The sequence below is a fragment of the Deinococcus humi genome (assembly GCF_014201875.1).
GTDB classification, from domain to species: Bacteria; Deinococcota; Deinococci; order Deinococcales; family Deinococcaceae; genus Deinococcus; species Deinococcus humi.
Genome location: NZ_JACHFL010000018.1, coordinates 78,632 through 100,010 on the forward strand (window position 1 = coordinate 78,632; position 21,379 = coordinate 100,010).

General features: G+C 64.0%; 24 protein-coding genes. 10 read left to right on the forward strand and 14 right to left on the reverse strand.

Annotated elements, in window-relative coordinates:
- Positions 1 to 11 precede the first annotated feature (11 nt).
- Both miaA and glgC read left to right on the forward strand, forming a co-directional pair.
- Positions 12 to 959, forward strand: coding sequence for a tRNA (adenosine(37)-N6)-dimethylallyltransferase MiaA (miaA, locus tag HNQ08_RS22280; protein ID WP_184137009.1), 948 nt, complete (start codon positions 12 to 14; stop codon positions 957 to 959).
- Between the two features lie 131 nt (positions 960 to 1,090).
- Positions 1,091 to 2,332 carry a glucose-1-phosphate adenylyltransferase gene (gene glgC, locus HNQ08_RS22285; protein WP_184137011.1) on the forward strand — a complete coding sequence of 414 codons (1,242 nt, stop codon included), beginning with the start codon at positions 1,091 to 1,093 and terminating at the stop codon, positions 2,330 to 2,332.
- A gap of 65 nt (positions 2,333 to 2,397) precedes the next feature.
- On the opposite strand, the gene HNQ08_RS22290 is transcribed toward glgC, so the two are convergent.
- The 3 genes from HNQ08_RS22290 to HNQ08_RS22300 form a co-directional block, all read right to left on the reverse strand.
- A complete protein-coding gene (locus HNQ08_RS22290; protein WP_184137013.1) occupies positions 2,398 to 3,072 on the reverse strand; it encodes a thymidine kinase in 675 nt (224 codons plus the stop codon).
- A gap of 91 nt (positions 3,073 to 3,163) precedes the next feature.
- On the reverse strand, positions 3,164 to 3,382 hold the full coding sequence (rpmE, locus tag HNQ08_RS22295; RefSeq protein ID WP_029483090.1) for a 50S ribosomal protein L31: 219 nt from the start codon (positions 3,380 to 3,382) through the stop codon (positions 3,164 to 3,166).
- A 163-nt stretch (positions 3,383 to 3,545) separates the two neighbouring features.
- A complete protein-coding gene (locus tag HNQ08_RS22300; RefSeq protein ID WP_184137015.1) occupies positions 3,546 to 4,955 on the reverse strand; it encodes a TrkH family potassium uptake protein in 1,410 nt (469 codons plus the stop codon).
- Positions 4,956 to 5,076: 121 nt separating this feature from the next.
- Between HNQ08_RS22300 and HNQ08_RS22305 the strand changes: the two genes are divergently transcribed.
- Positions 5,077 to 6,171, forward strand: a complete 1,095-nt coding sequence (locus HNQ08_RS22305) for a methyltransferase domain-containing protein (protein WP_184137018.1) — start codon at positions 5,077 to 5,079, stop codon at positions 6,169 to 6,171.
- 43 nt (positions 6,172 to 6,214) lie between these two features.
- Positions 6,215 to 7,228, forward strand: coding sequence for a Gfo/Idh/MocA family protein (locus HNQ08_RS22310; protein ID WP_184137020.1), 1,014 nt, complete (start codon positions 6,215 to 6,217; stop codon positions 7,226 to 7,228).
- Here the strand turns inward: HNQ08_RS22310 and HNQ08_RS22315 are convergent.
- The 6 genes from HNQ08_RS22315 to uraD form a co-directional block, all read right to left on the reverse strand.
- Positions 7,225 to 7,590, reverse strand: coding sequence for a hypothetical protein (locus tag HNQ08_RS22315; protein WP_184137022.1), 366 nt, complete (start codon positions 7,588 to 7,590; stop codon positions 7,225 to 7,227). The genes HNQ08_RS22310 and HNQ08_RS22315 overlap by 4 nt on opposite strands.
- 118 nt (positions 7,591 to 7,708) lie before the next feature.
- Positions 7,709 to 9,862, reverse strand: a complete 2,154-nt coding sequence (locus HNQ08_RS22320; RefSeq protein WP_184137024.1) for a DNA internalization-related competence protein ComEC/Rec2 — start codon at positions 9,860 to 9,862, stop codon at positions 7,709 to 7,711.
- Positions 9,863 to 9,939: 77 nt separating this feature from the next.
- A complete protein-coding gene (locus tag HNQ08_RS22325) occupies positions 9,940 to 10,338 on the reverse strand; it encodes a ComEA family DNA-binding protein (RefSeq protein ID WP_184137026.1) in 399 nt (132 codons plus the stop codon).
- Positions 10,339 to 10,475: 137 nt separating this feature from the next.
- Positions 10,476 to 10,847, reverse strand: a complete 372-nt coding sequence (uraH, locus tag HNQ08_RS22330) for a hydroxyisourate hydrolase (RefSeq protein ID WP_184137028.1) — start codon at positions 10,845 to 10,847, stop codon at positions 10,476 to 10,478.
- A complete protein-coding gene (pucL, locus tag HNQ08_RS27620) occupies positions 10,847 to 11,725 on the reverse strand; it encodes a factor-independent urate hydroxylase (protein WP_229790204.1) in 879 nt (292 codons plus the stop codon). The genes uraH and pucL overlap by 1 nt, the downstream gene beginning before the upstream one ends.
- A gap of 12 nt (positions 11,726 to 11,737) precedes the next feature.
- Complete coding sequence (gene uraD, locus HNQ08_RS27625) at positions 11,738 to 12,286, reverse strand: 2-oxo-4-hydroxy-4-carboxy-5-ureidoimidazoline decarboxylase (RefSeq protein WP_229790205.1); 549 nt, start codon at positions 12,284 to 12,286, stop codon at positions 11,738 to 11,740.
- Positions 12,287 to 12,577: 291 nt separating this feature from the next.
- Here uraD and dnaJ point away from each other — a divergent pair, with 291 nt between their 5' ends.
- Positions 12,578 to 13,699: a molecular chaperone DnaJ gene (dnaJ, locus tag HNQ08_RS22340; protein WP_184137030.1), complete on the forward strand. Its 1,122-nt coding sequence runs from the start codon at positions 12,578 to 12,580 to the stop codon at positions 13,697 to 13,699.
- An 87-nt stretch (positions 13,700 to 13,786) separates the two neighbouring features.
- Positions 13,787 to 13,954, forward strand: coding sequence for a hypothetical protein (locus HNQ08_RS22345; RefSeq protein ID WP_184137032.1), 168 nt, complete (start codon positions 13,787 to 13,789; stop codon positions 13,952 to 13,954).
- 145 nt (positions 13,955 to 14,099) lie between these two features.
- Here HNQ08_RS22345 and HNQ08_RS22350 read toward each other — a convergent pair whose 3' ends face one another.
- From HNQ08_RS22350 to HNQ08_RS22365, 4 genes are all read right to left on the reverse strand, one after another.
- A complete protein-coding gene (locus HNQ08_RS22350; protein ID WP_184137034.1) occupies positions 14,100 to 15,116 on the reverse strand; it encodes a Gfo/Idh/MocA family protein in 1,017 nt (338 codons plus the stop codon).
- A complete protein-coding gene (locus HNQ08_RS22355; protein ID WP_184137036.1) occupies positions 15,113 to 15,847 on the reverse strand; it encodes a ThuA domain-containing protein in 735 nt (244 codons plus the stop codon). Before HNQ08_RS22355 ends, HNQ08_RS22350 begins: the two co-directional genes overlap by 4 nt.
- An 82-nt stretch (positions 15,848 to 15,929) precedes the next feature.
- Positions 15,930 to 17,030 carry an aldose epimerase family protein gene (locus tag HNQ08_RS22360; RefSeq protein ID WP_229790206.1) on the reverse strand — a complete coding sequence of 367 codons (1,101 nt, stop codon included), beginning with the start codon at positions 17,028 to 17,030 and terminating at the stop codon, positions 15,930 to 15,932.
- Entirely contained in the window at positions 17,030 to 17,389 is a 360-nt protein-coding gene (locus HNQ08_RS22365; protein ID WP_184137040.1) for an ArsC/Spx/MgsR family protein, read from the reverse strand. The genes HNQ08_RS22360 and HNQ08_RS22365 overlap by 1 nt, the downstream gene beginning before the upstream one ends.
- 62 nt (positions 17,390 to 17,451) lie before the next feature.
- Here HNQ08_RS22365 and HNQ08_RS22370 point away from each other — a divergent pair, with 62 nt between their 5' ends.
- Entirely contained in the window at positions 17,452 to 17,769 is a 318-nt protein-coding gene (locus tag HNQ08_RS22370) for a hypothetical protein (RefSeq protein ID WP_184137042.1), read from the forward strand.
- 203 nt (positions 17,770 to 17,972) lie between these two features.
- Positions 17,973 to 18,113 (forward strand): hypothetical protein, encoded by a 141-nt coding sequence (locus tag HNQ08_RS22375; RefSeq protein ID WP_184137044.1) that lies wholly within the window; start codon positions 17,973 to 17,975, stop codon positions 18,111 to 18,113.
- An 18-nt stretch (positions 18,114 to 18,131) separates the two neighbouring features.
- Here the strand turns inward: HNQ08_RS22375 and ruvB are convergent, their stop codons facing one another.
- Positions 18,132 to 19,127: a Holliday junction branch migration DNA helicase RuvB gene (ruvB, locus tag HNQ08_RS22380; protein WP_184137046.1), complete on the reverse strand. Its 996-nt coding sequence runs from the start codon at positions 19,125 to 19,127 to the stop codon at positions 18,132 to 18,134.
- A 243-nt stretch (positions 19,128 to 19,370) separates the two neighbouring features.
- On the opposite strand from ruvB, the gene HNQ08_RS22385 reads away from it, so the two are divergent.
- Positions 19,371 to 20,069 carry a S4 domain-containing protein gene (locus HNQ08_RS22385; RefSeq protein WP_184137048.1) on the forward strand — a complete coding sequence of 233 codons (699 nt, stop codon included), beginning with the start codon at positions 19,371 to 19,373 and terminating at the stop codon, positions 20,067 to 20,069.
- Between the two features lie 104 nt (positions 20,070 to 20,173).
- Complete coding sequence (zapE, locus tag HNQ08_RS22390) at positions 20,174 to 21,187, forward strand: cell division protein ZapE (RefSeq protein WP_184137050.1); 1,014 nt, start codon at positions 20,174 to 20,176, stop codon at positions 21,185 to 21,187.
- The last annotated feature ends 192 nt before the right edge of the window (positions 21,188 to 21,379 follow it).

The window sequence follows — 21,379 nt, forward strand, 5'->3', positions numbered from 1 at the left end:
AAGTGGGAGGAATGTCGCCGTCACGCCCCCTTCAGATTCCCCTGCTGATTGCCCCCACCGCTGCCGGGAAGTCGGCGCTGGCCCTGGAACTGGCTGCCGATCCGGCCCTGGGAGCCGCGCTGGAGGTGGTTTCGGCAGACGCCTTCACGGTGTACCGGGGGCTGGATATCGGCACTGCCAAACCCACGGCTGCCGAACGGGAGGCCGTGCCCCACCACCTGCTGGACGTGACAGAGGTGACTGAGAACTACGACGTCGCCCGTTACGTACGGGAGGCCGAGGTCGCCATCGCGGATGTGCTGGAACGCGGGCGCGTGCCGCTGGTGGTGGGCGGCACGACGTTCTACCTCGCGGCCCTGCTGCGGGGTTTGCCGCTGACCCCGCCGGCGGACCCCGTGGAGCGCGCCGCCGTGGAGGCCGATCTGGCCGAGCGCGGGCTGGACGCCCTGCTGGCCGACATCGCTGCCCACGATCCGGCGGAAGCGGTCCGTATGGAGCGCAATCCTCGCCGCGTGGTGCGTGCCACAGAAATTTATCGCCGCACCGGACGGTATCCCGGCTCTTTCGGCACCCGTCCGCCGCAGTTTCAGTATGCCGTGACCGCCTTTACCCGCCCTGGCCCCGAGCTGGAGGCGCGGATGCAGAAGCGTGTGGAGACCATGTTCGCCGCAGGCTGGGCCGAAGAGGCGGCGTGGCTGGCGGCCCGATTGCCTGCGGACACCGTGCCGCGCCCCACTGCCTGGCAGGCCCTGGGGTACCGCGAGGCCTGGGCGGTCCACACCGGGGAGCTGGATGAAGCCCAGGCGACGGCGCGGATTGTGCTGGCCTCGCGGCAGTATGCCAAGCGGCAGCTCACCGCGATGCGCAGTCAGCTGGGCGCGCAGGTGCTCACGCCAAGGGCGGCTGGGGTGCGCTTCGGGGAAGCCGCGAGAGCCGCCCATAAGCTGAGTGTTAATTAGACCGGGGGAGAAGTCGGCGGCCCGGCACAGTTAGAGTGGGAACCGAGATCAAGTTCAATTCCCTAGCCGGGGAAGCTCTTCTGGGAGGAACTGCCCTTCCACAGCACCGCTCATTTCACAGGGGGTAAGATATGAAACCACGCGTACTAGGAATGATTCTGGCTGGCGGGCAGGGCTCACGGTTGGCCCCATTGACGCAGAAGCGCTCCAAGCCTGCCGTGCCCTTCGGCAGCAAGTACCGCATCATCGACTTCGCCATCAACAACTTCATCAACTCCGGGCTGTTCAGCATCTACGTGTTGACCCAGTACAAGGCCCAGAGCCTGACCGAGCACATCCAGCGCGGCTGGCGCTTCGGCACCTTCCTCAGCGACTATTTCATCACCCTGGTCCCGGCGCAGATGTACCGCATTGAGGAACTGGGGCCGGTCTGGTACCGGGGCACGGCGGACGCGGTGTATCAGAATCTGCACCTGCTGGACAACAACAAGGCCGACTATGTGGCGATCTTCTCGGGCGATCACATCTACAAGATGAATGTCGAGCACATGATCCAGACCCATATCGATACCCGCGCCGATATCACCATCGCCGCCTACCCGATGCCGCAGGAGCAGGCGCACCAGTTCGGCATCATGCATGTCGACGAGAAGTGGAAAGTGACGGACTTCCTGGAAAAGCCCAAGAACCCGCCCAGCATCCCTGGGCAGCCGGGCACCAGCCTGACCAGCATGGGCAACTACATCTTCTCGCGCCGCGCCCTGGAAGAGCTGCTGGTGACCAGCATGGGGGACGGCGAGGACGGCTTCGACTTTGGTGGCGACGTGATTCCGCGCGCCCTGTCCGACGGCTACAACGTGATGGCCTACGACTTCCACAAGAACCCCATTCCGGGCCAGAGCGGCCCTAACCTGTACTGGCGCGATGTGGGCACACTGGACGCCTATTTCGACGCCAACATGGATCTGGTCAGTGTGAATCCCGAGTTCGGCCTGTACAACGCCGACTGGCCTTTGCGGACCAGCAGCGAGTTCTCTCCGCCCGCCAAGTTCGTCCACGAGAGCGAGGGCCGCAAGGGGCAGGCCTTCAACTCGATCATGGCCGGCGGCACCATCATCAGCGGCGGCACGGTACGTGACAGCGTGCTGGGGCGCAGCATCCACACGCATTCCTACTCGGTGGTCGAAAGCTGCGTGCTGTTCGACGATGTGGAGGTGGGCCGGCACTCCCACCTGCGCCGGGCCATCGTGGACAAGAACGTCGTGATTCCCCCCGGTACCAAGATCGGCCTGGATATAGAGGAGGACCGCGCACGCGGCTTCACCGTCACCGAGAGTGGTGTGGTGGTGGTGCCGAAGGGCTACACCTTCTAGAGCTCCAGAGCCACGGACAAAAAGGGGAGAGGCCAATCGCTGGCCTCTCCCCTTCGCAACTGCGGTCAGACCCCGACTGCCCGCTCCTCACTCCACGGCTGAGACGCGGACATGGGCTGTTCCAGCACGGTGTGGTGAACCCGGCAGCGGGCCTCATAACTTTCCCGCGCCCCGACCAGCACCACCGGATCGTCGTAGCGCGCCGGCTGACCGCCAATCAGGCGCTGGGAGCGGGTGGCCGGCGCGCCGCAGACGGTGCAGATGGCCGTGAGCTTCTCGACGCTCTCGGCGCGGGCCAGCAGCTGAGGCATGGGGCCGAAAGGCTCAGCCCGGAAGTCCAGATCCAGCCCCGCCAGAATGACCCGCACGCCCGCGTCGGCCAGTTCCAGGGCGAGGGTGACCACTTCTGCGTCGAAGAATTGCACCTCGTCGATGCCCACCACGTCGGGCAGCGGCGGCTTCCCGCTGCCCGCTTCCGCGCCCAGCAGGCGGTCTTCGCCGGACAGATGGGCGCGGATGTCGGCCACGTTCCGCACCGCCAGCGCCTCCACGCTACGCCCGGCGTGGCTGGCGACAGCGGACGCGTGATAGCGGTCATCTAACGCGGGTTTAAACACCAGCACATTCTGTCTGGCGATCAGCGAGCGGGTCACGCGGCGGATCAGCTCCTCGCTCTTGCCGCTGAACATGGGACCGACGATCACTTCGAGGTGGCCGCCGTGAAAGGGAGATCTAAGCACGCTGGAAGTATGCCAAACCCCGCCGCGTTCTGGTACGGGCAAACGAAAAACGCCCTGCCACACAGGCAGGGCGCGTTCAGAAGTGTCGGGCTTACTTCTTCTTGGTGCGGTAGCTGTCGCCGAAGCGCTTGTTGAACTTGTCCACGCGGCCCTCGGTGTCCAGGAAGCGTTCTTCGCCTGTCCAGAAGGGGTGAACGCCGCTCCAGACGTCAACGTGAATCTCGGGGCGGGTGCTCATGGTTTCCATGATGACCTTGCCCTGATAAATGATTTTGGTGGGAACAGCTTTGGGGTGGATATCTTTTTTCATGTGCGTGCCTCCTCCGCCACGTCACTTGTGCGTAGCGGGCAACCCTGGGATTATACACCCGCGTGGGGCGTGATGGGAAGGTGGAGTTCGGAGGGTGCGGGCACTGACGGTAAGATCAGGCTGATCCGTCTGCGATGGCCTGACAGGAACGCTGTGCGCCCGCTCAGCCGATCAGAATGTCTTGCTCCTGTGGGTAGCGCACCAGCGTCCTGGAATCCGGACGGCTGAAGGCCACGGCGAAGGTCAGCGGACCGATACGGCCCAGGAACATCAGGAAGATCAGCACGACCTCTTGATCCGGGTTTAGCAGCGGCGTGGTGTTCATACTCAGGCCCACGGTGGCGAAGGCGCTGATGGTCTCGAAGAACAGCTGTACAAACTTCAGCTCTGGATTGGTGTTCAGCAACAGCATCAGCAGGAAACCCAGATTGACCAGTCCCAGACTCAGCAGCCCCACGGTCATGGCCCGCAGGATCGTGGTGGTGCCGATGCGCCGCCGGAACAGCGTGGTGTCGTGTCGCCCGCGCACCATGCCCCACGCGGAGGCCATCATCACGTAGAAGGTGGTGGTCTTGATGCCACCGCCCGTAGAGCCTGGGTTGGCCCCGATGAACATCAGCAAGATGGTGACGAAGATGGTGCCGTAGTGCATGGTGCTGTAGTCCAGCGTGTTGAAGCCGGCGGTGCGCGGCGTGACGCCGTGAAACCACGCGGCCAGTATTTTGCCGCCCAGGGGCAATGTGCCCAGTGTGGCCGGATTGGTCCATTCCAGCAGCGCGAAACTGAGCGTGCCGACCAGCAGCAGCGCCGCCATCATGACCAGCGACAGTTTGCTGTTGGCGTTGAGGCGGTTGCGGCGGCGGTCTCTGAGGTACGCCAGCACGTTCAGCTGCACCAGAAAGCCCATGCCGCCCAGCACGATCAGCAATGGGATGACCAGATTGATGATCGGGTTGGTCACGAAACCGGTTAGGCCAGTGGCGTACAGGCTGAACCCCGCGTTGTTGAAGGCGCTGACCGAGTGAAACAGCGAGAAATACAATCCTCTGCCCAGCCCTTCTTCGGGCACGAAAACGCTGGAGAGCAACACGGTGCCGACCAGTTCCACCAGCACCGAACTCAGGACAATCGTCCGCACTAGCTTGACCACCCCGCCCAGCTCCAGGGTGTTGACCTGCTGCGCCACCTGAATGCGGTCGGCGATGCCCACCCGTCGCCGCAGCGCAATGGCGAACAGCGTGCCCAGCGTGATCAGTCCCAGGCCACCAATCTGGATCAGCAACAGCATCACCACCTCGCCGAAGGTGGTAAAGGTGGTCCCCACGTCCACCACCCCCAGCCCGGTCACGCACACGGCGCTCGTTGCCATGAACAGCGCCTGAATCGGGCGGATGCTCTGCCCCGGCTCCAGACTGATGGGCAGGGCCAGCAGCCCGGCGCCCACCAGAATGGCCAGCGCAAAGGTCAGGGCAATCAGTTGCGGCGGGCGCAGCCGCGAGAGCCAGGGCTTGCGCCGCATTCCGGCGGCAGACGGATTTGGAAAACGCGGGTCGGGGGCGGGGGGCCGGGTCATAAACGCGGCCCGGATTGTACGCCTGTTGCCGGGCGGCTGTGGCGCAGAGGGGCGGCGGTGTGGGATGGGCGGTCCTCCTCGTGGCCCTGTCCCTGGCCCATCGGGGCTATACTGCCCTGCTATGCCTCGCTCCCCACGTCCAGACCGTTTTCAACCCGCCGGGAAGAGGAAGAGTCGTCCCCACTCCAGAACAGGCCCCGCCGATCACCGTGCCCGCCAGCCCGCCCACGAGTACGAGCTGGAAGTGCTGCCGGGTCTAGAACATGTCGCGGCCACCGAATTGCAGACCGTCCCACTGGCCCGCGACATCCACGGGCTGCGCTTCTGGTTTCCAGGTGACCCCGAACGCCTGACCCGGCTGCGCTCGGCGCTGGCCGTCTATCGGGTCCGCACCTGGGACGTGCCGCGCCCGCGCGGGCTGCTGGGCCACCAGCAACTGGGCGAGCTGACCGACTTTCTGCGCAGCGTACTGGCCGTGGGCGGCCAGACCTCCTTCCGGCTGGGCGCGGCGGGCAAGGAGTCGGGCGTGATGCAGCGCCTGGCCGAGGAACTTGAGAACGCGCTGGAACTGCCCTACCGTCCCGAAGACGGCCAGTTGCTGATCCGCCTGCGTCCCGAAACGGACGGTCCGGGCTGGGATGTGCTGGCCCGCACCACGCCCAGGCCACTCAGCGCGCGGCCCTGGCGGGCGTGCAACATGCACGGCGGTCTGAACGCCACGCTGGCTTACGCCACCCATAAACTGGCCGGGCAGCGCGACGTGGACCGCATCTTCAACCCAATGTGCGGCAGCGGCACCCTGCTGATCGAGCGCGACCTGCTGGGGCCGAGCGACGCTCTGGTGGGCGTGGACATCGACGCGTCGGCGGTGGACTGTGCCAGGACCAACATCCAGGCGGCCGGACGGGAGATCGAGGTGGCGCGTATCGACGCGCTTCAGACCGGCCTTCCGGCCCGCTCCTTCGACCTGATCGTGGCCGACTTGCCGTGGGGCGACGCCATCGGCACGCACGGGGGCAACGCGGCGCTGTACCCAGTCTTCCTGGAAGAAATGCACCGCCTGCTCAGCCGACAGGGCCGCATGGCCGTGATCACCCACGAGATCCGGCTGTTCGAGGGCCTGCTGGAAGGCCAGTCGCGTTGGAACGCACGCGAAATACTGCAGGTTTCCAGTGGCGGCCATCATCCGAAGGTCTACCTGCTGAACAGGCGGTAACCGAAGAACCCCATCCTTCTGCGCCGCCGTGTCATCCTCAACCATGTCAATTTCTGGGGTAAGGGCTGTTCGGTCCGCTGCGGGCCTTCGCTGGGGTCTGCTGGGGGCGGCGCGCATTGCGCGGGCATTGATTCCGGCCATCCGGGCGGTTGGGGGAGAGGTGGTGGCGCTGGGCGTGCGCGATCCCGACTCTGAGCGGGCGCAGGCTTTTTCCGAGGAATGGGGCGTGCCGCTGGTGGGCGGCTATCAGGACGTGTTGGACGCCGATCTGGACGCCGTCTACAATCCTTTGCCCAATGACCTGCACCTGCCGTGGTCCCTGGCCACGATGCGGGCGGGCAAGCACGTCCTGACCGAGAAGCCCCTGGTCCTGAACGCCGAAGAGGCACAGGAACTGGCAGACACGGCAGCAGGGACGGAGCGCGTGTTGCTCGAAGCCTTCGCCTACCGCTTCCATCCCCATATTGTGCGCTTGCGGCAACTCGTGCAAAGCGGCGAACTGGGCGAGATCCGGGCGGTGCGGGCGGCCTTCGGCTTCACCCTGACCAATCCTGACGACTTCCGCTGGCATGCGGACAAGGGGGGCGGCGCCCTTTTCGACGTGGGAACCTACGCCATCAATCTGGTGCGGCTGCTGCTGGGCGAACCTACCGCCGCCGTCGCCCGCGCCCGCTGGACCGGGGGCGGTGTGGATATGGGCCTCAGCGGCGTCTTGGAGTACCCACAGGCCCTGGCGAGTGTGGACTGTGCCTTCGACTGGGGCGACGCGGCCACCCAGCGCCTGACCATCCTGGGCACGCGCGGCACGCTGGACATGAACGGCGTCTTCCACAGCAATACCCATTCTCCTGTGTCGTTCACCGTCACCAGTGGCGGAGGACGCAGCGAGGAGGAGTTCCCGCCCTTCAACGCTTACGCCGCAATGGTGGAACACTTCCAGCGCGTCGCGCTGGGCGAGGAGGAGGCCCTGTATCCCCCTGACGATAGCGTGCGCCATGCGCGAGTGCTGGACGCGCTGTTCGCCTCGGCGCGGACCGGGAAGCGGGTGGAGCTTTAGACTGGACCCTGCGCGCCGCTTGCGACAATGAAATTGAGATGGTGAATTAGGTCGTCGACGTGATCGCCCCAATGCGCGTCCGCTGTGAAACGCAGCCACGACAGCCCTCCGGGCAGATCGGTTGAGGCCAGCTGAACCGCTTCGCTCAAGTTCTTGACGAGATCAGCGAGGTCATCCATATCGTCGCCCACCTCCACAGTGTCTGGCGTGATTGCGGCAGACAGACTCGTCGCATCGTAAAAGCCCAGTTCAGGCCACTGAGGTTGAATGGCCGCTCTCAGCGCATGATCACGATGCGGACTCTCGAAGGGGTCTGGAAAGTCGTCCGGCCAGCACCAGTTCATCGGAGGCAGGGAAACCATCCCCCGGAGTTGTGTGAGCTGGTCGCGCAGAGCTGCCAGGGGTGCCCTCCACAGTTCAGGATGAGATTGATCGTCTGTCCGGCACTGCTGAAAGCGGGGGTGATAGGTGGTGACAGTTTCAATCCCTCCCGTTTCGCGGGATCGGCCAGCGAATCGTCCCCATCCGGTCGGTTCTCCAGATCCTGACGCCAGCTGCTCCCAGCCGTTCCAGCATCTCCGGATTCGGGTGGCCGTAGGTGTTGCGCCCCACGCTGATGATCGCGTCGGTGGGTGCTGTTTCCTTCAGCAGTGCCGCGTCGGTACTGAAGCGGCTGCCGTGGTGTGCGACCTTCAGAACGTTCAGGTGGCCCAGTCCCAGATAATGCTCGGTGGGATCGGGCAGATCCCCTAAAATTGCAGTTCGCCATGTGCCGGACTCAAGGCGCACGGCCACACTGTTCTCGTTGTCCTCGCTGCTCCAGACCTGCCCGGTGGGCCACAGCACCGTCATGGTCGCACCGTCTGCGGCGATCTGATCGCCTCGCCGGACTTCGCGGATGGGCACGCCTTCCTCTTTCGCCGTGGTCAGCAGGGTGGTCATCACCGGGTCATCGGTCTTGCGCTGCCCGATCCACAGTTCGCCCACCGGCAGGGCGCGCAGCACACCGCTGATGCCCTCAAGGTGGTCCGTGTCGGCGTGGGTGCCGATCACTATATCCAGTTTGCGGACGCCCAGCGCACGCAGGGCGGGAACGACAGTACGTCCTCCTACATCGAAATCACTGTTCACTGAGCCGCCCGCGTCGATCAGCACAGTCAAATGGGGCAGCCGGATCAGGGTGCAGTCTCCTTGACCGATGTCTATAAATACCAGCTCACGTGGTGGATGCAGGCGTCCCGGCAACAGGGTCAGCAGAGTGCAGACCAGGAGCGTAGCCAGCACCGCCCGGAAACGCACACGGCCCCACAGCCACGCTGCGCCGGCCACCGCGCACACCGCGTAGGAGACAAAACCGGCAGGCGACACCTGTCCCCAGGTCAACACCGGGGCCTGCCCGAAGGTCTCGACGATGCCCAGCAGCAGTGCCGCCAGCGGTCCCACCAGCGGGTTGACAATGATGGCGCCCGGCCCCAGCAACCCGGCTAGGAAGCCCAGCGGCACCAGCGCAGTCATCACCAGCCCTGCCACCAGATTGGCCGGCAGGCCCACCAGTGGCAACTGGCCGAAGGTCCCCGCGATCACCGGAAGCGTACCCAGTTCGGCCAGCACGGTGGCCACCAGCGCCAGTCTCAGCCACAGGGGCCAGCGTTCCGGCAGCTTCCCAGCGGCCTTCAATGACAGGGTCAGGGCCAGCACCGCCAGAAACGACAGCTGAAAGCCGACGTCCAGCAGCCACAGCGGAAACAGCAGCAGACAGACCAGAGCAGTCAGCGCCATCAGGCCGTAGGGATCGGGCCGCCCGCGTCCCAATGCCAGGGCGGCCAGCACTGTGAAGCCCATGATCACCGCGCGAGTGATGCTGGGGGACACGCCAACCAGGGCCAGGTAGGGCAGCAGCAACAGGGCCGGCACGCCGAAGCGCAGGAGTGGAGGCCACCTCAGCCAGCCGAAGATCCAGATCAGCACCACCGTGATCAGCGCGACGTTCTGCCCCGAGAGGGCCATCAGGTGGGCCAGGCCGGAGCGGTTGAAGCCATCCCGGATTCCATAGCCCGCCGTAAATTCCTCGCGGCCTATGTCGTTCCGGTCTTCCAGCTCGATGGCAGTCATCAGCGCGGCCTCACGTGCCGGGAGGCCCACCGTCAGGCCGCGCCGGAACCAGCCGCGCAGCCCCCTTTCCACCTGACTGCTGCGGACTTTCGCGGCCACCAGTACCGCGCTGGGGGTGGGGAGAAAGACCCCGCCCTGGGCGCGCAGCCACGCTGCCTGATTGAAGCCGCCAGGGGTCCGCTGGCCTTCGGGGGCCACCAGCCGTCCGCTGACCACCAGCTGGCCAGGTTTCGAGGTGGGTTTGGGGGCGACTGCCAGCCGCGCGTGCGGTTCCCTGAGAGTCAGAAACTGTCCGTCCCATTCTCCGGTCAGCGTGACCTGCGCGCCCAGCCACGGGGCCAGCGGATCGGCCCGCCCGGTGACCAGCCGTTCGGAGCCCAGCCCCAGCGCCGCACCTAGCAAGGCCAGCGCGGCCAGGGGCAGGCGGGCATCGCGCAGGGCCAGAATGATGCCCGACAGCAGCGTCAGCACGCCCCACCACACGCCCAGCCCCAGTTGAATCCCTCCGATGACGCCCAGCACAGCGGGAATGGACCACGCCAGTCGTCCTGACGGATTCTGGGGCGTGAGGAGAGTCGGGGAGCGCGCAGCCTCCTGCACTAGTAGCTGACCAGCGGGATCAGGACTTTCAGCGTCGCCTCGCCCATACCCTTGATGGCGTCCAGATCCGCCTGTGACCGCAGAGGCCGGGCGGCGATGATCTTGGCCGCCATTGACGGGCCAACTTTGGGCAGCGCCTCCAACTGCTCCTGAGTCGCGGTGTTCAGGTTGACCCGTCCCGAGATCAGGGGCTGAATGCTGGCCGTGGTGGGATAGGTGGGCGGCTCCCTATCCGTCGTCAGTGTGTTGGCCATCGGTGTGGCCGGTGCGGGCAGGGCCACACGCGTTACGGTTGGAACCTGCGGACGCGGCAGTACCAGAGGGGCTAGAGCCAGCACTCCCACCAGCAGCACGCCTACGCCCAGTCCCAGATTCCATCCGCGCCTGTCACTGGCCATACCAGGGCATTCTAGGGATCAGAGGCCCAGGATGTGCACGAAAATGCCGCGAACAGGCATCCCTAAAAACCGAAAGGCCCGAGGATGGGCTTCCGCCCTGTCTTTGGCTTGCATGAACTTTTGAGAGGGGTTGACCCTCAGCTGCCCCGGTAGGTGCTGTAGGACCACGGCGTCATTACCAGGGGAACGTGGTAATGGGCGTCCGGGTGGCCCACCGTGAAGCGCAGGGTCACCACGTCCAGAAAGGGTGGATCGGCGGCAGCATCGAAATTTGCGAAATAGTCGGCGACGTGGAAGGTCAGCTCGTAGGTGCCGGCCTGCAGGCTGCCACGTTCGATCAGCGGAGCGTCGGTGCGCCCGTCAGCGTTGGTGACGGCGGCAGTGAGTTTCTTGCGCTCCTCACTCTCGACGTGACGCTCGATGTGCCACAGCTCCACCCGGACGCCCTGGGCAGGACGGCCCCGCGCGGTGTCCAGCACGTGCGTGCTCAGTCCGGCATGGGCGGCCATTAAGCGCGCTCCACCCAGCCTTCCATCAGGCCATAGGGTTCGGGATCAACATGCATGATCTCCAGATTGTTCTCCAGGCCGAAGCGCTGCAGGTTGTACTGCAGGTGGTGTTTGTTGGGCATGCGGAACCAGATCCGCGAGATCTCGGGGCAGGCCGACAGCACGGCCTCACCCATCAGGTACAGCGTGTTCTGGAGGCTGGGTGAGTAGTGATCGGTCAGGGTCTCCTGAAGCTGCCTGAAGACCCTGGCCCACACGGCGTCGTAGTCGGCACTGTCGGTGTTGTACTCCCACCTGGCGGTGATAAAAGTCGCCATCACGCGTTCGTGCGTCTCCGGCAGTGTGGTGAAACGCTCGTCGAGTCGGTAGTTCTCCCAGCCGCTCTCGGTGGTTTTCAGGACGTACAGCTCCTCGATGCCGGAAGTGACCTTGAAGGTCTCGCCGTCCTCGCTCTCCACGCGTCCGGTGCGCTTGGGCATCTGGCGGACGAAGGAATGATCATGGCCCTGGCCGTTCACCTGCACGCGGTCCCAGAGGTGCTCAGTGAACTCCACAAAGCCGCCCGACACCCTGGCCCCGGTGTGGACGAAGTGAGCCACGAGTTCCTTGCCGAACTCCTCAGGGCTGCTCCCAAAGCCTTCCTTGGCCAGCCCGTAGATGGTGTTGCGGACCGTGTCGGTGGCGATCAAGTCGGTGTTGTCGCCCCGGCTATGCGCAGCGTCGAAGTCGCCGGTCATCGCCACGCGCACCTGCAATTCACGGATCTCGTGACGCTTGCTGTCGCGGTTGATCTTCATCAGGTTAACTTCGGCCTTGCCGTAGTTGTTCTCGCCCAGCTTCACTTTGACCCTGGGTTTCTTGTTCTCGGTCTGAGTCATAGGCCTTCCCCCTCACTTCCCGTTGCCGTCGGCGATCAGGTCCAGAATGCGCAGCCGGGCAATCCGGCTGATCTCATGCAGGGCGGCGGCCCGCTCCTGCTCTGGCGTGTTGGCCAGCCGTCGCCTGGCCCCCTCGAAGATGCTGTCCTTGTCATTCTCGCGCACGCACACCACGTAGGGCAGATCGAACTTCTCATGGTAGGCCTCGTTCAGCCGCCCGAACTCGGCGAACTCGTCTGGACTCAGGCGGTCCAGCCCCGCCGAAGCCTGCTCATGGGCGCTTTCAGCGGTCAATTCTCCGGCCAGCGCCGCCTTGCCCGCCAGATCCGGATGGGCGCGGATCAATTTCAACTGCGCAGCCTTAGAGTCGTCCTGTACAGCGGTCCTGAAGGCATCGGCTATCTCTTCAACATGCTTGAAGGGACGCTGTGCAGCGGCGGCCTCGGCATATTGCGGCGAATGCTCCAACACCCCGGCGAAATAGTGGGTAAAGGCGTCGGTGCTCAGAGCGTTCACGTCTTCGAGGCTCAGGCGGTCAACATGGGCGGGACTACGGGTCAAAAGACACCTCCGGCGGAATGGGCAGCGGCTGAGCTAAAACTACTTAGATGACTAACTATTGGACTCCCGTATCTTACGGATTCGTAGCGGGGGTGTCAAGCCGGAGCCTTCTTGAGAGGTTTAGAGCGGACGTGCGGCGCGCCTGGGCTGAAGGGAAGCCACCCACGCCGCTGCTTCTCATCATGCGACTGTCCTCGGCCTACTTTTCTTGAGTGTGGTCATGTTAACCTGTAGAGCGGAGGCCCGGCACCTGCTGCCCTGAAATAAAAGGTGCCCGGCGGAATACGACACATGGATTATTACGAACTGCTGGGCGTGACCAGGACTTCAAGCGCCGACGAAATCAAATCTGCCTACCGCAAACTGGCCCTCAAGTACCACCCGGATCGCAACAAGGAAGACGGCGCGCACGAGAAATTCGCGCAGATCAGTGAGGCCTACTCGGTGCTGTCTGACACCGAGAAACGCGCGCACTACGACCGCTTCGGCTCGGCCCCCGGTGCGGGGATGCCCGGCGGCGATCCGTTCGGTGGCATGGGCGGTGCGGGCTTTGACCCGATGGACATCTTCGAGCAGCTCTTCGGCGGGATGGCCGGTGGGCGTGGGCGGCGTGGCCCGGCCCGCGGCGATGACCTGGAAACCGAAGTTCAGGTCACGCTGCTGCAGGCGCGTGCGGGCGAGGAGGTCGAGGTGGTCGTAGACCGCCTGACCGAGTGTGAACACTGCCACGGCAGCAAGACCGAACCCGGCGGCAAGCCTCCCAAGGCCTGCCCCACCTGCTCTGGTGTTGGAGCGGTGCGGGCCCAGGCCCGCACGATCTTCGGCGTGGTGGAGACCCAGCAGCCCTGCCCCACTTGCCGGGGCGAGGGCCAGATCATCCAGGACCCCTGCACCGTCTGCAAGGGACGCGGGCGTACCCTCAAGGCAGAAAAGGTAGGCGTCAAGCTGCCGCGCGGCATCGATGAGGGCTACCGCATCCGGGTCTCGGGCATGGGCAACGAGGGGCCGGGGGGCAACGGTGATCTTTACGTGCACATTGAGATGGAAAGTCATCCTGAATTGCGCCGCGAGCAGGAACACCTGATCTACGCGGCCAGAATCGGGTTTGCTAAGGCGGCTCTGGGCGGCCACGTCACAGTGCCCACACTGGACGGTGAGCAGGTGGTGGAGGTCAAGCCCGGCACCCAGCATGGCGAGTTGCACCGCCTGACCGGTCAGGGCATGCCCCGCTTGCAGGGACGCGGCAGCGGTGACCTGATTGTGGAATATGACGTGACTGTGCCGAAGCCTAAGGAGCTGACTCCCGAAGCCCGCGAGGCGTTGCTGGCCTACGCCCGCGCGGTGGGCGATGAGGTCAACGAGAAACACGAAGGCTTTTTCGACAAGGTAGGTAAGATTTTCCGGGGCGACTGAACGTCTGACTTTTCGGTCCCGACCCTGGGCATTGGCCTGGGGTCTTTTTGCTGATTGTGGGGCTATCGGCATGCTCCCCGAGTCCACATGAGGAGGCCCGTTATCCATCCGTCAGTCGCGGGCGGCAACCTGCCGGGTCTGGGCGCGCACCACTCCAGCAGCCTGGCCTCTGCCTTCCAGAGCAAGGTGGACAACCTGACCGATGCCATTGACTTCACGCCCGCACAGCGTCAGCTCTTGGATGCATTCAGCTGAGTAGACCTTCGATCCGGCCCAGAACAACATGCAGGTGTTCAGGCTGAATGGAGTTCAGTCAAGCATCCTGTTTCCCAATGACTATCGCTACAGTTTCTGGCCGCCGCTGGACTTGTAGAGCGGGCAATGGGGGGGCAGAACGGAATTACCAGCGAACGGGGAGCCCCGTCCGCGCGCTCTCGTAGCCGCCCAGCACCAGCCTCACACTTTCTCGGCCATCCTCGCCGGTACACACCACAGGCGTGCCCTGCTGAATGCTCTGCACAAAGGCCACGACGCCGCGCATATGGGCGTTGTCTGACGTGGCGAAGTCATACCACGTCTCGTCGGTCTGGCCCCACTGGCTGTAGCCGAATTCGCGGTTGACAAAGCGCAGGCGCGGTTTGCCCAGGCGGTTGCTGCATTCCAACGCGCCCTCGGTGCCGTAGACGGCGAAACTTTCCTCCCAGCCCGTCGCCGTCCACGCGTTCTCCACACTGGCGAACGCGCCGCTGCGAAATTCCAGGTTGGACACGCTGGTGTCCTCCACCTCAATGTCGAACTTCAGCGTGCCCATGCGGGCGTAGATACTGCTCACGTCGCCGCCGAGGTGCCGCGCTAGATCCATCATGTGACAGCCGTTGTCCAGCAGTGTGCCGCCGCCCGACGCCGCCAGACTGCCGAAAGCCCCCCGCACCTCTGGGGCACCGCCCCAATCGTGGGCCTGCCGCAGGCGCATAAAGGTCACTCGCCCGATACGGCCCTCGTCAATCAGGCGCTTGGCCGTCTGCACAGGCGGACTGGAACGCAGGTGGTGTCCGGTCTGGAGGATGGCCCCGCCTTCCCGCGCCGCAGCGATCATCTCGTCGCAGGCAGCCAGATCCAGGGACAGCGGTTTCTCGCACAGGACGTGAATGCCGCGCCGCAGAGCCGCCAGGGCCGCAGGCGCATGGAAGGCGTTGGGCGTGCAGATACTTACCGCCTGCACCTCCCCACCCTCCAGCATCGCCATAAAATCGGCGTAGCCGCGCGCGTTCCACTCGGTTTCGCGTCGGGAGCGGGTCTCGGGATGTGGCTCGGCGAAGGCCGCCAGGTGCGCCCCCGCGTGCCGGTAGCCCTCGAAGTGCCGCTGCGAGATGGCCCCCGCGCCGATGATACCGACATTCAAAGGAGCGTCTGTCACAGCTTTTCCAGGGGCTGTGGCCGGTGCCCGAACGAGCGTGGCGCGCTGGCTGTGGGGGCGGCCCAGCGGGCGGCGTTGGCGATCACCTGCTGAATTTGCGCGTGGTGGTACGTCGGGAAGGTTTCGTGGCCGGGCCGGAAGTAGAAGATCTTGCCGCTGCCGCGCGTGAACGTGCAGCCGCTCCTGAAAACCTCGCCGCCCGCGAACCAGCTCACGAAGACCAGCTCTTCGGGCACCGGGATGTCAAAGTGCTCACCGTACATCTCCTCGTGCTCCAGCTCGATCATTTCGCCCACGCCCTGTGCAACGGGATGGGCAGGGTTGACCACCCACAGCCGCTCCTTCTCGCCCACCTCGCGCCACTTCAGGTCACAGCCGGTGCCCATCAGCGTCTTGAAGGGCTTGCTGAAATGCCCCGAGTGCAACACGATCAGTCCCATCCCGTCCAGCACGCGGGCCACCACTTTCGCGGCGACATCGTCCGACACGTCGCCGTGCGCCTTATGGCCCCACCACAGCAGGACATCGGTGCTGGCCAGAACCTCGTCATTCAGGCCGTGTTCCGGCTGATCCAGGGTGGCTGTCCGAACCCCCTCAAAGCCGTGTGCCCGTAACCCGTCGGCGATCACGGTGTGAATGCCGTTCGGATAGTGAACACTGACCTTGGGGTTTTCCAGCTCGTGGCGGTACTCGTTCCAGACGGTCAGGCGCGGTGAGGAGGATAGGGTCATAGCAACACTGACTGTAGCGCGCGCTGGGAGTGGACTGCGGCCTCTGGTCTTTCCATTAATGTCCGGATCCTGCGCATTGACCCTACTCAGGTTGGGCTGAAAAACGCAGCTGGGTTTGCGTGTGGTAACGCTGGGTGGGCTGCACGATGCTTGATCCCGTTCCGAGACGGTCGAGCAGGGGCTGATTCACCGCGTCGGGGGCCTGCTGTGTTTCCAGGCAGACGGCTGACCGCCAGCCGTAGCGCGCCCCGTCCCAGCCGACCATCTGTCCGCTCAGGAAGTTGCCGCTGTAGAGCTGCACCCCGTTCTCCGTGGTCCAGATCTCCATCTGGCGTCCGCTCACGGGATCGTGAAGCGTCCCGGCGTGGCGCAACTCGCCCCCGACATCGGGAAGGACGAAGTGATGATCGTAGCCTCCTGTCCGCTGAAACTGCTGATCCTCGACCTCAATATCCTGACCCAGCGGTTTGGCCGTGCGGAAGTCGAAGGGCGTTCCCGCCACGGTCCTCAGTGCCTCTGGAATCGCGGTATCGTCCACTGCCAGAAACTGCTCAGCGGCCAGGGTCAGGGTTTGTCCCAGAACACTCCCCGCGCCCCCGTCGGCCAGATTCCAGTACGCGTGATTGGTCATGCTGATCGGGGTGGGCGCGTCGGGTTCGGCCCAGCAGTCCAGCGTCAGCACCCCGTCGTCGCTCAGGGTGTAACGGGCGGTCACGTCCACAGCCCCTGGATAGCCCTCCTCACCGTCCGGGCTGCGGTAACGGAAGACCACACCGCGCACACCGCCCTCCTCGTCGGGCAGTGCCTCTCCCTGCCAGCGCACGGCATGGAAGCCGCCAGGCCCACCGTGCAGATGGTTGGGTGCGTTGTTGATCGCCAGTTGGTACGCCTCGCCTTCCAGCTCAAAGCGTCCGCGCGCGATCCGGTTGGCGACCCGGCCAATCGTCGCGCCGAAGTACAGGGCGTCGTCCTGCTCCAGGTAGGCCTCCAGATCGGGGTGGCCCAGGAGCACGTCGCCCGGCCGGCCGTGGCGATCCGGCACCTGCACCCGCAGCAGCCGCGCGCCGTACTCACCCAGCGTGACAGTCAGGCCGTTCGCGGCGCGCAGCACGAAAAGCTGAACGTCCTGGCCGTCCGGCAGCGTTCCCCAATGCCGCGTCTCAAGGTCAGTGATGGAGGACATCATTCCACCTCCAGCATGGCTTTCCAAAGGTCCAGGTCCTCGCCCACGCTCAGCACCTTGCCGCCGCGCACCAGCGGTAGCCGCAGCAACTCGGGTGTCTCGATGACCTTGGCAATAATGCCGTCTTCAGTGGTTCTCAGGTAGGCCAGATTGCTGCGCTCATAGGCTTTGCCTTCCAGATCCAGCAGGGCGTTCAGGCCGAATTTCTGCACAAAACGCGTCAGTTCTCCCTTTGCCAGAGGGCGCTGCGTCAAATCCACAAAATGAATCTTGATCTTGCGCTCCTTGAAAAACCGCTCGGCGGAGCGGGTTTCCTTGCTTTTCCGGGTGCCGAAGACCTGAACCTGGGGAGCATTCATAGGAGAAAGTGTAGACGTAAAATTCGCGCCTGCGTCTTCCGGTCGCGTTCTATTCTGACAACGTGAAGGCCCGTCTCTTTGTCCCATTCATCATTGCCGCCCTCTTCTGTCCGGTTTCGGGAGCGCAAACGCTGCCGCCCGAGGCGTCCAGCCTCACGTTGACCTCGGAAGGACTGCTGAGACTGACCACATCTATCGACAGGGCGGTGCCGCTGTACTGGCGTGACTGGATACAGCGCTTCGCTATCGGAAAGGTCAAGCCGGATGGCACCCTGGATCTCCGAATCGAATCGCTGGTCAGGGCCAGGGTACGTATGGGCTCGCTGATAGACTGGAAGGCCACCCATGGGCGCAACTGCGATGTGCAGTGCAGGACCTGAACGTTGAGCAAGATGCCAGGGTGCAGTCGCTGGGTGCGCCGGAATACGACGTGCCGGGCCAGCGATATCTCGTGCGTCCGGAAATGGCTGTCAGGAATCCGGACGGCACCATTATGCTTAAGTACCTGCTCTTTGTGTATGCCGAGAGTGCCGGGCGGCTATCCGGAACCTTAGGGTGCGGGGGAGAGATCACCCCCTAGGACATGACCCTGCACCCTGGATGGAACGCGGTGGACGAAACTCAGAGCCTGGGCACCGATGATCAGTTCGGCCCCACGAGGTATGACAACGCGCGCCCCCTTCTGAACTACACCGGTCCCTGGACTTCCTTCAAACAGAAGTAGAGCGGAGACGAGGGCAAATCAGTTGGTGTAAAACCCCATCTCTCCGTCTGGGCCGCCCATCGGCAGCCCCAGATGGTCATAGGCGTGCGCTGTCGCCACACGTCCGCGCGGCGTGCGTTTGATAAAGCCCAGCTGGATCAGGTAAGGCTCGTATACATCTTCCAGGGTCAGTGCATCTTCCGAAATAGCGGTGGCCAGGGTGTCCACCCCGACTGGCCCACCTGCAAAGCGGTGAATCAGCGTTTCCAGATACTTCTTGTCGCGGTCGTCCAGCCCCGCCGCGTCCAGCCCCAGTTTGTCCAGGGCGCTGTAAGAGCGCTCCAGCTCAATGGTGCTTTCCCCGGCCACCTCGGCATAATCGCGGACCCGGCGCAGCAGTCGTTTGGCAATTCGCATAGTCCCCCGCGAACGTGCGCCGATTTCCAGTGCGGCTTCCTCCTGCAACCCGAACCCCAGCAGCCGGGCGTCACGCAGCAGGTTGGTGGCGATTTCCTCCGAGGTGTAATACTCCAGGTGTTCAATGATGCCGAAGCGCGAACGCATAGGCGCACTGATCAGGCCGGGGCGCGTCGTGGCACCTACCAGCGTGAAACGTGGCAGCGGTAATTCGATGGTGCGCGCCGCCGGTCCCTGCCCCAGCACGATGTCCAGCTTGAAATCTTCCATTGCCGGGTACAGGTGTTCTTCAGCGACGCGTCCCAGACGATGGATCTCGTCGATGAACAGCACGTCGCCCTCCTCCAGACTGTTGGTGAGGATGGCTGCCAGATCGCCTGGTTTTTCAATCGCTGGCCCGGAGGTCACGCGGATGTTCACTCCCAGTTCGGCGGCGATAATGTGCGCCAGCGTGGTCTTACCCAGCCCCGGAGGTCCAAACAGTAACGTATGGTCTAGCGCCTCCTTCCGACCTCTGGCAGCTTGAAGGTACACGGTCAACTTGTCCTTCAGTTTCTCCTGGCCCACGTATTCAGTCAGCGATTTGGGACGCAGGGCGGCGTCGAGCGGTTCGGTCATGCCGATAGTTTAACCTAATTTCGTTCTGAGCGAAACGGGGTAGGATGTTTCGGGTTCGGCAGAATGCAATGGGGATCGCCTCTCGCTGTCTAAGGGGATATTTTCCACGCTGCGCTGGCCCCATAGGTCGTGTCAGTGCGTTCCTGGCAGAGATAGGCCGGTTGGCCTGCTTGGCGGCAAGCCTTAAGACTGATCGGTCCTGTTGCTCCCCTGAGCCCTGGCCCACGCACTATTCTGCCGGGCATGAAGCAGAAACTGTCCACATTGGTGGCCCAGGCGCGCGGAGGCCGGGTGGTCCGCACCGGATTCATGGATGGCGACGAGATTGACCGCCGCCTATTGAACGACGAGGAGGTGCGCCACCGCATCGCTGGGGGCTTCGCTGATGCGCGTCGCGTGGTGCTCACCCTGCATCCGGCCCACATCCCAGAGGTCGACGCGGGCGTGACGGTGCTGCGCCTGACCCCCGCCCAGGCTGCCCCGGCCTGGGACGAGCAGGATTTTCTGGTGCAACTGCGCCGTCTAGAACTTAACGAGGAACAACTGGGCGACGTGCGCGAGGAACGCGGCAGCTTCTTGATCGCCGCCACCGGCAAGGCCGCCCAGACCCTGGAAGCCCTGACGACGCTGGGCGGCCGCGACATTGAGGTAGAGGAGGTCGGCGAGACGGCGGGCCGGGGCAGCAAGACCCGCGAAGTCGTGGTTCCGTCCATGAGGGTCGATGTGGTGGGGGCCAAAGGTTTCGGCGTCAGCCGGGCCTATTTTCAGCAGGGTATTGACGGCGGAAAGGTCCGGCTTAACGGCGGCCCCGCCCGAGCCAGCAGTGACATCCGCGAGGGTGACAGCCTGAGTGCCGATGGCCTGGGCCGCATTGATTTCAAGCGTGTGGTCAATGAAACGCGGCGCGGCAACTACAAGGTGGAACTTGAAGTCCACAAGTAATAGCGTGCGGGGTTTCCCCTCTAAGTGCTGTCTCTTGTGGCGGAGGCTTTCGATCAACCAACTGACGGCGCGGGCGTGCAAGCAAGAGCGGAGACGGCCCTGTCATGATTGACCTGCTCGCCCGCAACCCTGCCCCCGACCCTGCGACGCTGACCGCCGAACTCATGCCCAGTGCCCGCTTTGAGGATGTTCGTTTTGGGACGTATCGGCCCAATGCCGAATATCCCAGTCAGGCTGCAGCGCGTGACAGCCTTCAGACTTTCGTTGACGTGGCGCAACCCAGGTCCGGCGGCCTGCGGTTCTTCCGTCGCCGCCGTCCTGAGGGTAGAGGTGTTTATCTGGACGGCGGCTTCGGCGTGGGTAAGACGCACCTGCTCGCTAGCGCCTACCACGCTTCGGACGGCACACGCGCCATCATGAGCTTCCAGGATTTGATGTATCTGATTGGCGCGCTGGGGATGAACCGCGCAGTAGACGCCTTCCGGAACCATGACCTGCTGCTGATTGACGAGTTCGAGCTGGACGATCCCGGCAATACCCATATGGCCAACACCTTTTTAGGTCAATTGATGCCGGGTGGAACGTCCGTGATCGCTACAAGCAACACCGAACCCGGCGCGCTGGGTCAGGGCCGATTCAATGCGGGAGACTTCCAGCGCCAGATTCAGGGCATCGCCGAGCGGTTTGAGACGCGCCGGCTGGATGGCCCCGACTACCGCCAGCGAGGCACGCGGCCTGAGGATGTGTTTACAGCTGCGGAATACATAGGCTGGCAGGCCGCCCAGGACCCGGACACACTGGCCGTCCTGAGTCATCGTGACCTCAACCGTCACCTGCTGAAAATACATCCCAGCCGTTTCGCCGGGCTTCTGTCAGGCGTCAGCGCCGTGGGGGTGCTCGATCTGGTGCCAATGACGGATCAGAATGTCGCTCTGCGGTTCGTCCATTTCATCGACAAGCTCTACGACCTGGGTTTACCTGCCGTCTTTACAGGCGCGTCGCTCGGAACGCTTTTCAACGACACGTACCGCTATGGGGCCTACGCCAAGAAGTACAGTCGTTGCCTGTCACGCCTCTCCGAACTGTTGCGCGAGTCACGCCAGTCCACCGCATCTTAAAAATTGGGCGTGTGGGGAATTTGTTGTCTGAGCGCATCTTTCTGCTTGTCCTCCCATCAACTCGTGGGCGTCTCAGCGAGGATTGACGAAAGGTGAGTTGGGAGGTGTTGACAGAAAGGCGAATGGCCTGTATCTTTTCTGAGCCTCAAGCGAGGCGGGCAGCATGACAGACCAAGCAGTGCGAGAGTAGGA